The organism is Roseivivax sp. CAU 1761 (assembly GCF_054482755.1).
In genome coordinates this window covers 1-12,063 of record NZ_JBTLRM010000008.1, presented here as the reverse complement: position 1 = coordinate 12,063, position 12,063 = coordinate 1, and the positions used below count along the sequence as shown (strand labels likewise).

Annotated in this window: 13 protein-coding genes; 7 read left to right on the top strand and 6 right to left on the bottom strand. The window is 72.0% G+C overall.

Features of this window, described 5'->3' with window-relative positions:
* Window positions 1-59 precede the first annotated feature (59 nt).
* Window positions 60-806: a response regulator transcription factor gene (locus tag ACXYMW_RS07045; protein ID WP_459034597.1), complete on the top strand. Its 747-nt coding sequence runs from the start codon at window positions 60-62 to the stop codon at window positions 804-806.
* A 58-nt stretch (window positions 807-864) separates the two neighbouring features.
* Here ACXYMW_RS07045 and ACXYMW_RS07040 read toward each other — a convergent pair whose 3' ends face one another.
* The 4 genes from ACXYMW_RS07040 to ACXYMW_RS07025 form a co-directional block, all read right to left on the bottom strand.
* Window positions 865-1,899, bottom strand: a complete 1,035-nt coding sequence (locus ACXYMW_RS07040) for a flagellin N-terminal helical domain-containing protein (RefSeq protein WP_459034596.1) — start codon at window positions 1,897-1,899, stop codon at window positions 865-867.
* Window positions 1,900-1,912: 13 nt separating this feature from the next.
* On the bottom strand, window positions 1,913-3,316 hold the full coding sequence (flgK, locus tag ACXYMW_RS07035) for a flagellar hook-associated protein FlgK (RefSeq protein ID WP_459034595.1): 1,404 nt from the start codon (window positions 3,314-3,316) through the stop codon (window positions 1,913-1,915).
* A 30-nt stretch (window positions 3,317-3,346) separates the two neighbouring features.
* On the bottom strand, window positions 3,347-4,654 hold the full coding sequence (locus ACXYMW_RS07030; protein WP_459034594.1) for a flagellar hook protein FlgE: 1,308 nt from the start codon (window positions 4,652-4,654) through the stop codon (window positions 3,347-3,349).
* A gap of 114 nt (window positions 4,655-4,768) precedes the next feature.
* A complete protein-coding gene (locus ACXYMW_RS07025; RefSeq protein ID WP_459034593.1) occupies window positions 4,769-6,697 on the bottom strand; it encodes a hypothetical protein in 1,929 nt (642 codons plus the stop codon).
* 94 nt (window positions 6,698-6,791) lie between these two features.
* Between ACXYMW_RS07025 and flgF the strand changes: the two genes are divergently transcribed.
* From flgF to ACXYMW_RS07000, 5 genes are all read left to right on the top strand, one after another.
* Complete coding sequence (flgF, locus tag ACXYMW_RS07020; protein ID WP_459034592.1) at window positions 6,792-7,541, top strand: flagellar basal-body rod protein FlgF; 750 nt, start codon at window positions 6,792-6,794, stop codon at window positions 7,539-7,541.
* Between the two features lie 19 nt (window positions 7,542-7,560).
* Window positions 7,561-8,346 (top strand): flagellar basal-body rod protein FlgG, encoded by a 786-nt coding sequence (gene flgG / locus ACXYMW_RS07015; RefSeq protein WP_459034591.1) that lies wholly within the window; start codon window positions 7,561-7,563, stop codon window positions 8,344-8,346.
* A 2-nt stretch (window positions 8,347-8,348) separates the two neighbouring features.
* Window positions 8,349-9,023: a flagellar basal body P-ring formation chaperone FlgA gene (flgA, locus tag ACXYMW_RS07010; protein WP_459034590.1), complete on the top strand. Its 675-nt coding sequence runs from the start codon at window positions 8,349-8,351 to the stop codon at window positions 9,021-9,023.
* On the top strand, window positions 9,020-9,775 hold the full coding sequence (locus ACXYMW_RS07005) for a flagellar basal body L-ring protein FlgH (protein ID WP_459034589.1): 756 nt from the start codon (window positions 9,020-9,022) through the stop codon (window positions 9,773-9,775). The genes flgA and ACXYMW_RS07005 overlap by 4 nt, the downstream gene beginning before the upstream one ends.
* A 136-nt stretch (window positions 9,776-9,911) precedes the next feature.
* Window positions 9,912-10,520, top strand: coding sequence for a hypothetical protein (locus ACXYMW_RS07000; RefSeq protein WP_459034588.1), 609 nt, complete (start codon window positions 9,912-9,914; stop codon window positions 10,518-10,520).
* 4 nt (window positions 10,521-10,524) lie between these two features.
* Here ACXYMW_RS07000 and ACXYMW_RS06995 read toward each other — a convergent pair whose 3' ends face one another.
* Both ACXYMW_RS06995 and ACXYMW_RS06990 read right to left on the bottom strand, forming a co-directional pair.
* The gene (locus ACXYMW_RS06995; RefSeq protein ID WP_459034587.1) at window positions 10,525-11,199 is read right to left on the bottom strand and encodes a flagellar hook assembly protein FlgD; all 675 of its coding nucleotides are present in this window, start codon (window positions 11,197-11,199) and stop codon (window positions 10,525-10,527) included.
* 11 nt (window positions 11,200-11,210) lie between these two features.
* Window positions 11,211-11,606, bottom strand: a complete 396-nt coding sequence (locus ACXYMW_RS06990; RefSeq protein WP_459034586.1) for a flagellar hook-length control protein FliK — start codon at window positions 11,604-11,606, stop codon at window positions 11,211-11,213.
* A gap of 136 nt (window positions 11,607-11,742) precedes the next feature.
* Here ACXYMW_RS06990 and ACXYMW_RS06985 point away from each other — a divergent pair, with 136 nt between their 5' ends.
* Window positions 11,743-11,958 carry a hypothetical protein gene (locus ACXYMW_RS06985; protein WP_459034585.1) on the top strand — a complete coding sequence of 72 codons (216 nt, stop codon included), beginning with the start codon at window positions 11,743-11,745 and terminating at the stop codon, window positions 11,956-11,958.
* The last annotated feature ends 105 nt before the right edge of the window (window positions 11,959-12,063 follow it).

The following is a 12,063-nucleotide window of genomic DNA, read 5'->3' as shown; positions in this document are numbered from 1 at the left end:
TAACAATAAGAACGCAGGGCGGCGTAGAACACGACTGTCCGCGGAACGAGGCAGGACACATGAACATCTTTCTCTTCGAACCGCGCGAGGCGCGCTTTACCGGACTGAGCCGGGAACTTGGCCGCGCCAATCTCCGCACCGTCGCCGCCGACGAAAGCTTTCTTTCCCGCGAACCCGCGTCGCTCCGGGCCTCCTGTCCCGACGGCGTGCCCTTCCTTCTGGCGGACACCCCGCAGACCCTCGACTTCGTGCGCAACCTGCGCCGGGCGGATTGCGACGCGCCGATCCTGGTGATGCGTGACCTGCGCAACGCCCGCGCCACCGCCGAGGCCCTGGATGCCGGCGCCGACGACGACATCGTGCTGCCGGTCAAGGCGGTCGAACTGCGCTCGCGCATCAACTCGATCTCGCGCCGCGCCGGCGGCCATGCCGCCGAAAGCCTGACGGTGGGCGAGGTCACGGTCTATTTCGACGGCCGCAATCCGGACGTCTCCGGCACCCAGGTGCGGCTGTCCCGGCGCGAACATGACATCCTGCGCCACCTCGCCCTGAATGCCGGACGCATCGTGCCCAAGCAGGCGGTCTACGATGCGGTCTACGGGCTGTCCGACGACCAGCCCTTCGACAAGGTGATCGACGTCTATATCTGCAAGATCCGCAAGAAGATCTCGGACGCCGCGCAATCGGGCCACCGCTATATCGAGACGGTCCGCCGGCGCGGCTACTGCTTTGCGGAGCCGCGCTGGGACGCGATGGGCCTGCCCCGCGGCATGCCGGGCCATCTGCACCTGACGGCGGCCGAGTGACGGCCGCCGCCCTGGCGGAGCGCCGCCGCTGCGGCGGCGACGCTCCCCGGGACCGGCCTCAGAGATAGTCGAGGAAGGACAGGCGGGCGAGCCGCGCGGTGACCGCATAGCTGGCCTCGAGCCGCGCCTGCAATTCGGTCAGCCGGGTCGCCGCGTCGTAGGGATCGACCCCTTCCAGCGCCGCGGTGTCGGATTGCAGCAGCGACAGGCGATCCTGCTGCGCCAGCTTGGTCTCGTCGAGCCGGTTGCGCGCCTCGCCAAGATCGATCTCGGCCGAAAGCAGCCCCTCGGCCCCGGCGCCGAGCGCCGCCACCGCCTCCTGCATCCAGGCCTGATAGGCGGCGCCGTCGCCGATCTGCGCGACATCGGTGCTGGCCAGCATGGAAAGCCCGCGCAACACGTCGCGGAAGGCGTCGGCCTCGCCCGAGACGCCGAATTCGAGCACCCTGCCGCTGTCGATGGCGGCGGAGGATTGGGTGCCCACCGCGCCGCCGTAGAAGGTCCCGTCATAGCCGGTCTGGAACAGCGTCTTCAGCGCCGCCGACTTGGTCGCCGCCTCCGCGGCGGTGGCCGGGGGCGCGCCGATCGCGGCGGCCACGGCGGCCTCGGGCGGGGTGCCGCCGGGGCCCGGCTCGCTCCAGGCGGTCAGCGCCGGCGCGTCGCTCGCAGTGCCCGAGAACAGGTTGCGCCCGGCATGGCTGGTATTGCTGACCGCGGCGATCCGGTCGAAGGCGGCCCGGGCCGCGCGCTGCATCTCCTCAGCGGTGGCCTGCGGCGAGGTGGCGTTGCCGACGGCCAGCGTCAGCACCGATTGCGCGGCTTCGCGCATGGTGCCGAGCGCGCTCTCGCTCGCGGTGAGCTTGCTGTCGAGCACCGCGTTGGAGGTCAGGAAGCTTTCCAGCCGCGCCGCCTCGCCATGCAGGCCGAGCGCCCGGCCGGCCCGGCCGCCGAGGCTGCCATACGGGTCGGCGGAGCGCCCCGTGGCGACCTCGCGGCTGGCGCGGTTCATTTCGGATTGCAGTTTCGACAGGCTGTCCCGCCGCATCATGTGCGAGGCCAGCGAGGACGGGGCGGAAATGCTGAACGTGGACATCGAAAGGGCTCCGTCACACCGCGGCCAAGAGCGAATCCATCATGCGCGTCAGCGCCGTGATGACCTGGCTGTTGGCGGCATAGGATTGTTCGATTTGCAAAAGCTTCTGCAATTCGTCGTCGACGTTGACGCCCTCGGTCTCGGAGCGCTGCACGGCGATGGCGGAAAGCGTCGCGGTCTCCGCCTCGGCTGCCGCCTTGGCGCGGGCGGTGGCCCCGGCCTGTTCGCCGACGAGGGTGGCGGCGTACTCGCCGAGCGACATGTCGGTGCCGAGCCCGGCCTGCGGGTCGAAGCTCTGCGGGGTCTCGAGCGCCGCCACGAAGGCGAGGATCTGGCCGGTCTCGGCCACGTTGCCGGGCACGCCCTCCATGCCGTCGCGGACCCGCCTGATCTGGCCGCCCGCCTCCGGGCGCACCGCGATGTTCACCGCGATCCGTCCGGCCAGCCCGTCGGGGGCGCTGAAGGCCGCGCCGGCATCGGTGAAGAAGCCGGGCGCGCCGGGGCTGCGGGACGCGTCGGCATCCTCGAAGGCCAGGACCAGCCGAGAGGCCAGTGCGTCGAGCTGCCGCCCCATCTCGGGGAGCGTGGCATCGTGCAGGGTCAGCGCCGCGCCCAGCGATCCGGCGGCAAAGCCTCGGCCGCCTGGCCGGCCCGGGGTGACGTCCACCGCGCCCGCCGTCAGGACGCCGGAGCCGGGATCGTAGCTCAGCGGCGCGATCTCGCGCCCCTCGATCAGCGGCGCGCCGCCGCCGGCGTAGACGTCGACCCGCGCGCCCCGGGCGCGCACCTCGATATCGACGATTTCGCTCAGCCGGTCGAGCGCGGCGTCGCGCTCGTCCTGGAGCCCCGCCGTGGCCGCCGCCCCGGTCTCGCTGCCGTCCAGCCGCTCGTTCAGCCGTTCGATCTCGCCCAGCAAGGTATTGGCCTCGGAGATCTCGGACCCGATCACCTCATAGGCGTCGGCGCGCGCCGCGGTGAGCGCGCGGGCGCTTTCGTTGAGCGACCGCGCCAGCGCCTCGCCGGCCCGCACCACCGCCTTCTGGGCATTGGTGTCGGCCGGTTCGGAGGACAGCAGGTCGAAGCTGGTCTGCAGCTTCGACACCCGGTCGGGCAGCGTGCTGCCGTCGCCGGGCTCGCCCAGCGTCCGGGTGTAGAGCGCCAGCCCCTCCGCCCGGCCCTGCTCGAACCCGGCCAGGGCCGCGGCCTGGCGCTGCCGCGCCTGCAGGCTGGCATCGACGTCGCGCTTGATGGCGGTGATGGTGACGCCCTGGTTGTCGCTCGACCCGACCATCGTCATGTCCCGGCGCACATAGGAGGCGCGGCCGGAATTGGCGATGTTGGTCGAGGTCAGGCCGGCCCGCGCGGCCGCGGCCGAGAGGCCGGACCGGCTGGCATTGAAGGCGGAGGTGATGCTCATGGATGCGGCCCCTTCCGGCGTGCCTCAGGATCAGCGTTTGATCTGCAGCGTCTCTTCCATCATCTCGTTCGAGGTGGTGACGATCTTGGCGTTCGAGGAATAGGCCCGCTGCGCCTGGATCAGATCGGTGAGCTCGGAGGCCACCTCCACGTTCGAGCCTTCCAGCGAATTGCCGCGGATGGTGCCGGCATTGCCGGCGCCCGCCGACAGCAGGTCGACCGGACCGGAGGTCTGCGACAGCTGGAAGGCGTTGCCCTCGATCTGCGACAGGCCGTTCGGGTTCGGCACCACGGCGATCGGGATCTGGTAGAGCGCCTGGCGGCTGCCATTGTCGAAGATGCCGTACACTATTCCGGCCTCGTCGATCTCCGTTCGGGTCAGCGACCCCGCCTCGCGGCCGTTCACCTCGGCGGACTGGCCGGTATAGTCGCCGGCGAATTGGGTGATGCCCTCGAAGCTGTCCGGGGCGCCGAGCTGCAGCGCGATCTGCTGCGGCACGGTGCCGTTGTCGAGCGTCAGGGTCGCGGTGCCGGTGGTGGGGTCGAAGGCAAAGGCCGCGGGCGCGGTCGCCATGTTGGTGATGCCGGCATAGACGCTCGGCGAACCGGCATCGGCGCCGGAATCGTTGAAGGTCACGTCGACCGAACCCAGCGGGTTGTTGTCATTGTCGTTGACCGTGAGCGTCCATTCGTTGTCGTTGGCGCCGGGCTGCCAGGAGAAGCGCAGGCGCTCCGCCGCGCCGAGCGCGGTGTAGTATTCCGAGGACGAGGCGAACGGGTCGCTCGGAGTGGCGAGCCCGGTGGCCTGGGCCGGCAGGTTGGCCTTGACCGAGACCTCGGTGGTGGCGCTGCCGGAGATCGAGCGCGCGCCGAGGTTGACGGTTTGCAGATCGGCGAAGCTCGCCAGCCCGGCCCCGGTCGTGGCATTGGCGCCCGGATCGATCGGGTAGCCGGCCAGGTAGAAGCCGGCCGCGTTGCGCAGGTTGCCCTTCTCGTCGGGCAGGAAGGAGCCGGCCCGGGTCAGCGCGAAGTTCGCCTCGTTGTTCTCGTTGATGCCCTGCGAGACCACGAAGAAGCCCTGCCCCGAAATCGCCAGGTCGGTGGCGCTGTCGGTGTTGCGCATGGTGCCCGACGTGGTGACCTCGGTGCGCCCGGTGGCGCGGACCCCGGAGCCGACATTGCTGGTGCCCGAGGCGGTCACTTCCGACACCAGCTGCGAGAAGCTGCGGCGATAGCCGTCGGTGTTGGCGTTGGCGATGTTGTTGGAGATGTTTCCGACGCGGTCGGCGTTGGCGGTGAGTCCGCTGACCCCGATCTGCATGGCCTGTGAGATACTCATGGTCCTGCCTCCTTGCCCGGTCTGCCGCCGGACGCTGTTCAGACGTGCCTCCGGGGTGAGATAGGCCCCAAAGATTTCGTCAGGTTTAAAGAATTACGCCGTCTGCAGTCCTTGCTATTCATCCCTACCGCCCCCGGGATCGGCGAGGGTGCGCACTCTCTCGACGGCGGCGGCGGCGCCCGCCATCTCGGCCTCGATCACCTCCCGGCGCAGCGGCGCCAGCGCGGGGCGCTCAGCGGCGAGCCCGGCGGCGATGGCGAGGCGCGGCGCCGCGCTTGCGGTCCCGGGCATCGCCGCGGCCAGCCGGGCCAGCGCCGCGTCCAGCCCGGCGCGGTGCGCGGCCAGGAGCATGCGCAGGTTCCGCGCTTCGCCCAGGGCCTCGCCGTCCTCGGCCCAGAGCGCCTCGTAGGCGGCGAAGGCCTCGGCCCATTCGCCGCGCTGGAAATGCGCGTCGCCCTTCAGGCGCAGCATGCGCGGCGACGGCGCCTCGTCCGCCTCGGCCATCAGCGCGTCGAGGTCGTCGACGCCGCGGAACGCCTCGGCGCGCAGCTGCGCCCGCCGCGCCGCGTGCCCGTCATCCTCCTGCGCCAGCGGCGGACCGAGCAGCACCGTCGCCTCGGCATAGCGCCCGCCGGCGATCAGCGCCTCGGCCTCGGCCAGCCGCAGCCGGTCGCGGCGCAGCGGATCGGGCGGCGAGAGCCCCAGATCCTGCGCCACTTCGAGATGTTCGCGGATCGCCGCGTATTCGGCGGCGGCCGCGGCGGTGATGCCGCGGGCCCGCAGCGTCGCGGCGTAGCGTTCCGCGGCCGGGCCGAACGCCTCGGCCATGCGGTAGTCGCGCGCCAGCCGCTGATGCGCCGCCATGAACTCGGCCAGCGGCAGGCGCCCCGCTGCACCGTCGGCATAGATCTCTTCCAGCAGCGCGGTCGCGGCGGCCCGCGCCTTCTGGGCGGCCAGGGTGTCGGGATGCAGGGTCGCGAGGTCGTGCAGCACCGCCAGCGCCGCCACCCGGTCGCCGGACAGCTGCGCCGCCTCGGCCTGCGCCTCCAGCAGCTGCCGGCCGAGACGGCCGCCCTGCCATTGCCGCCGGGCCGCAGCCAGGAGGGCGGTCCGCTCCTCCGGGGTCAGCGTGCCGGTGCGGCCGCCCAGGGCCAACAGCTGCAACCGCGCCCGCTGCGCGGCGGCGTCGCGGCCCTCCGCGGCGCGCCGGTAGCTGTCGAAGGCCGCGACATCCTCGCCCCCGGCCTCGGCCACCCGTCCCAGCAGGTAATGATAGACCGGCAGGTCGCGCAGGACGGGCGCGGCCTCGAAGCGCTCCGCCAGTAGACGCGCCTCGCGCCAGCGCTCGGTCAGCACCGCATGTTCCAGAAGCAGGGGCAGCGCGCGTTCCTGGAGCGCCGGGGAGAGGCGCGGCAGCGCATCGAGCGCGGCGGACAGGCCGCGATATTCGGTCTCGCCGCCCGCACTCAGCATCGCCAGCGCGTCGTAGATCGGCGCGTCGGGCCAGGCCTCGCGCGCCGAACCGGAGGCCTGCACCGCGCCGCGCGCCCTTTCGGGAAGAAAGGCCTCGAGCGCCGCGCGGAGTGCCGCGCCGCGCGCCGGATCCCCCGACCCGTCCCGGGCCGACGCGGCCAAGAAGCTGCGCGCCTCGGTCAAGAGGCCATGGGCCAGATGCAGCTCCGCGAGATCCTGAAGCTGCGCCCCGCGGGCCCCGGCTTGCGTCTCGGCCAGGCCCTCCAGGAGGCGGGTGCGGGTCTCGAGATAGGGCGCGGCCGCCAGCGCCGGCAGATCGAGCGCCGGCCAGGGGCCGGTTTCCTCGGGGGCCGCGGCTGCCGCCTCGGCGCCGCCCTCGGGCGCGGCCGGCTTGGACCCCGCGGCAGGCATCGCCTGCGCGTCCGTCTCCGCCGCCGCGGCGATGCGGTGCAGCAACAGCGGCGCCCGGGCAGCGTGGGGCGGCCCGGCCATTGCGGCCTGCTCCGGCAGGCTCAGGCCGGGCTCGGCGCCGCTCAGCAGAGCAAGGAGTATCCAAGAATAGCTAGCCACTTCCAACTTCTATACTTGCTTTTTGAAGTTTTATCTTACAGCTTCAGCATCGAAACAAGGATAATGAGCATCGCAGCCGAAGGCAGGGCGCAGGATGGACACGACGGCCACACTCCCGATTTCGCTGGCGAGCGCGTTGCGCCGCGAACTCGACGTCACCGCCAACAACATCGCCAATGCCGACACGGCCGGCTACAAACGCGAGCGCGTCGCCTTCGAGACGTACCTTCACGACGCCGCCGATTCGGCGAATGCCGACACCAGCTACGTGGTCGATGGCGGCTCCTGGGTGGATTCCTCGCAAGGCGTTCTGCAGCATACCGGCAACAGTCTCGACGTGGCGCTCGAGGGTCCCGGATGGTTCGCCTACGAGACCCCGGAGGGCCAGCGCGCCTATGGCCGCGACGGCCGCTTCACGCTCGACAACCAGGGCAACCTGGTGACCATGGCCGGCGCCGTGGTGCTCGATGCCGGGGGCGCGGCGGTGGCGCTGCCGCCCGACCAGGTCGCCACCGTCTCGATCGGCGAGGACGGCACGATCACCGGTGCCGACGGCGCCATCCTCGCCCGCCTCGGCACCTTCGAGGTCGGCGACCTGCAAAGCTTCGAGCGCCGCGGCGCCGGGCTCTTCGTGGCCCCCGATGGCGGCGAGGGCGACGCCGTCCCGTCCCAGACCACCCGGATGATCCAGGGCGCGGTCGAGGGCAGCAACGTGCAGCCGGTGCTCGAGATGACCCGGATGATCGAGATCCAGCGCTCCTACGAGCGCGCCACCACGCTGATGCAGACCACCAGCGATCTCAGGCGCGACGCCATCGACCGCCTGGGCCAAGCCGTGTCCTGACCCCCAAGGAGATCAGACGATGAAAGCCCTCGGCATTGCCGCCACCGGGATGCTCGCGCAGCAGACCAACGTGGACGTGATTTCCAACAACATCGCCAACGCCAACACCACCGGGTTCAAGGCCCGGCGCGCGGCGTTCCAGGACCTGATCTACGAGAACCGCCAGCGCGAGGGCACGCTGACCGCCGAGGCCGGCACCGCCCGGCCCACCGGCGTCGATGTCGGGCTCGGCGTGCGCACCGCCGGCGTGGTGCGGATGAACGCCCAGGGCGGACTGGCGCAGACCGAGAACCAGACCGACGTGGCGATCGACGGCCGCGGCTACTTCACCGTGCTGATGCCCGATGGCGGACAGGCCTATACCCGCGACGGCGCCTTCCAGGTCTCCGCCGAGGGCCAGCTCGTCACCCTGCAGGGCTACGAGGTCGATCCCGGCATCGTCATCCCCGAGAACACCGTGCAGCTCGACATCGCCGAGGACGGCACCGTGTCGGCCTTCGTCGAAGACGACCCCGCCCCGGTCGAGGTCGGCCGCCTGACGCTCACCACCTTCGTCAATGACAGCGGGCTCCGGGCGCTCGGCTCCAACCTGCTGCAGGCCACGGAGGCCTCGGGCGACGCCCAGCCCGCCAACCCCGGCGATCCCGGCATCGGCGTGGTGCGCCAGGGCTACCTGGAGAATTCCAACGTCAACATCATCCAGCAGATCACTGACCTGATCTCGGCGCAGCGCGCCTACGAGATGAATTCCAAGACCATCGAGACCGCCGACCAGATGATGTCGACGGCGAACCAGATCAAATGATGATGCGCCGGCGTCGCATCGCGCCGGCGCTGCGCCTCGCGGCGGCGCTGAGCGCGGCCGCCGCCGGCGCCGCGGCGGAGCCCGTCACCCAGCTGGTCGAGGACAAGGCGCGAGAGGACTTCGGCGCCCGCTTCCCCGACCGCGGCGAGATCCGGGTGGCGCTGACCCACGCCCCGGTCGAGGACGCCATGCTGCTCTCGGCGTTCTGGATCGACGAGGAGACCGGCCAGTTCATCGCCAACGCCCTGACCGAGACCGGCGAGACCCACCGCCTGACCGGCTACGCCGTGGTGCGGGTGCCGGTGGCGGTGCCGGTGCGCCAGATGATGCCGGGCGAGATCGTCCAGGAGGCCGACCTGCAAATCGTCGATCTGCCGCAGGGGCGGCTCGGCTCCTTCACCGTGCCCGATGCCGAGAAGCTGGTCGGCATGGAGGTGCGCTCGCTGCTGGCCAAGGGCCGGCCGGTGATGGCACAGGCGATCCAGGAACCGCTGGTCATCAGCCGCGGCCAGGCGGTGACCATCCGCTACGACGACGGCCGCCTCGCCCTCACCGCCCCGGGCCGCGCGCTGCGCGACGCCCATGCCGGGCAGGAGGTCAAGGTGGTGAACGTCGTCAGCAACCAGACCGTCATCGGCCGCGCCGCGGCGGACGGAACCATCGAGGTGACACGATGATCCCACGGCCCTGCCGCCTCGCGGCGCTCGTCAGCCTTCCGGCCCTGCTGGCGGCCTGCACGGGGTCGCCGTTCAATCCCGAGATCGAGCACAGCCGCATCGGCTCCGGCGCCGAGACAGTGGAGCGCGTGCAGGTGCCGATGCCGCCGCCGAAGGTGACGCGCGCGGTCTACCGGGCCGAGCAGGCCTCGCTCTGGCAGGGCAATTCCGGCGGCTTCTTCGCCGATCAGCGGGCCGAGGAGGTCGGCGACCTGCTGACCATCGTGATCGAGATCGACGACGGCGCCAAGCTGCGCAACGAGACCGAGCGCAGCCGCGAGGGCTCGACCAATCTCGGCACGCCGTCGCTCTTCGGCTATGGCCGCCAGATCGGCCAACTGCTGCCCGGCGTCGACGAGGAGGACCTCGCCGGCAAGGACATCATCGCGGTCTCGGGCGGCCAGAACGTCTCGGGCTCGGGCAGCATCGACCGCAACGAGCGGATCAACCTGCGCGTCGCGGCGCTGGTGGTCGAGAAGCTGCCGAACGGCAACCTGGTGGTCGCCGGCCGCCAGGAGGTCAAGGTCAACGAGGAGCTGCGCGACCTGCGGGTGGCGGGAATCATCCGCCCCGAGGACATCGCGCGGGACAATTCCATCGAATACGACAAGATCGCCGAGGCCCGCATCACCTATGGCGGCCGCGGCCAGCTGTCGCGCCAGCAGCGGGTCAGTTACGGCGAGGGCGTAATGGACGTCGTGCTGCCATATTGATCGGGCGGCGGAAACGCCGTGCCGCCAAAGCGCCGCAGGATTGATCCGCAAGCGGCGCGAAGCGGCCAGATTCCGGAAGCAGTTTGGCCCGAACGTCCCAAGGCCCCAAAACTGTTTCCGGAGATTCATGCCCTACATGCTTCCCCTTCTGGCCGGACTGCCCGTGATCTGCGTGGCGGCGGGCTTCGGCGCGGGTCTGCTCCTCGACCCCGCCCCCGACACGGCCGAGCCGCCGCTCCGGTCCGCCGAAGCGCCGCGCGCCGCCCCGGCCCCCGCCGCGGCGCCGGCCCGGCAGCCCGACATCGTCGCGGAGGCCGACGCCCCGGCCACGCCGGACAGCGGCGCGGAGGCCGCGCCGGTCCCCGAGGCCGATGCCCGGGCCATGGAGGCGCCGCTGATGCAGCCGGTGGACCCGCAGATCGCCGGGCGCGTGGTGCATGTCGGGCGCATGACGATCCCGGTGCGGCGGGCGCGCAGCACCTCCTACATCGTCGCCGATTTCGGGGTCGCCATGAAGGATGCCGAGACCGCGGCGAGCTTCAGCACGCCCGATCACACGATCCGGCTGCGCGACGCCCTGCTCGAGCGGCTGTCGGAAAGCGTGACCGCGGGCACCCTGGGCGGCGTCAGCCTCGACACCGAGGCGCTGTCGGCCGACCTGCGCGCGGCGCTGTCGCAGCGCTACGCGGAGGTGGAGGACGTGCTGTTCCTGTCCTTCTACAAGGCCGACGTGCCGCACGTCTGAGGGCTCAGCGGATCTCCACCACGCGGTCGGAGGCGATCTCCGCCCCGGTGCCGAGCCGCAGCATCGCGGCCCCGTCGCGGAACAGCACGCTGTCGACCTTGCCCTCGGTGAAGGTCTCGTAGCCGACGCGCTTGCCCTCCGCGTCGGTGGCGTCGATGCGGATGCGGTATTCGCCCGCGGGCAGCGGCAGGCCGTTGTAATCGGTGCCGTTCCAGCGCACCGTCTGGGTCTCGCCGGCGCGGCCCGACAGGCCGTGATAGGTCTGCACCTCGGTGCCGTCGGGATGCAGGATGGTGGCGCTGGTGGTCTGCGCGCCGGTCTTCAGCGCGAAGGTGAGGTCGGCATTTCCGCCCTCGGAGATCCGGAACGTGTCGCCCGGCGCCCGCACCGTGCGGCCGATCAGCCCGGCCTCGGACAGCGCCCCGAACCCGGCCAGCCGCGCACCGATCTCCTCGAGCGTGGCATTGGTCTGGATCGATTGCTCGACCTGGCTGAGCTGGGCCAGCTGCGAGACGAAGGTGGTGGAATCCATCGGCTCCAGCGGGTCCTGGTTCGACACCTGGGCGGTCAGCAGCTTCAGGAAGCTGTCGTAATCGGCGCTGAGCGAGGCCTGCGCGGCGCTCGACCGCGGCGCGGCGGCCGCGGCGGCGTTGGAGGTCTGCAGTGGATCGATCGCCATGAAGGTCTCCCTCAGGTGAGAATGTCGAGCCGCCCGGGGGCGGCGGGGCGACGCGTGGCGCCGGTCGGTTGCGGCGGCGGCGCCGCGTCGTCGGCCTCCTCCGCGCTGGGGAGGCCGCCGTCGCGCCATTCGGCGCCGTCGCGGCGCTCGCGCGGGGGGCCATAGCCCTCGAAGTCGAGGTCGGAGGCGCCGACATCGACGCCGCCCTGCTGCAGGCTGTCGAGCAGCGCCGCCCGGTCGCCGCGCAGCGCCGAGAGCAGCGCCGGGTTCTCGGCCCGCAGCACCACGCGCAGCTGCCCCGCCTCGTCGGCGGAGAGATCGACCTCGATCCCGCCCAGGCCGCCCGAGGACAGCTCGATCCGCGTGCGGCCTTCGGCAAAGCTGCTCTGGCGGACGCGGTCGAGCATCGCCCGGGTCATTTCCGGCGGCACCGGCTGGGGCTGGACGGGCCCGGGTTCGGGCCGCGGCGGCGCCGCCTGCGGCGACCGCGCCGCGGCCTCCGGGGCCGGACCGGCCGGCTGTGGTGCGGGATTGCCGGGCTCCGTGCCGCCCGGCGCGGTCGTGGCCTCGACGGGCTGCGATGTCATGCCGGCGGCCGGCGCCGCCCCCGCGGCGGAGGCCGACGCCGCGGCGGACCGCGTCTCGCCGGCACTCGGCGCGCCGCCCGGCCGCGCGACGAGCGCGTTGCTGCGCACCTCGTCGACTCCGGGCGCCGGATCGGGCTGCGCCGTGGCGGCGGTGGCGGCGGGCGGCTGGTAGGGCCGCGGAACGGGCGCCGCGATGGCGCCGGCCGCGACCGGCTCGGACGGCCGCGCCGGCGCACCGGGTTCAACGCCTGCGCGGGCCCGGACCGCCCCGCTCGCC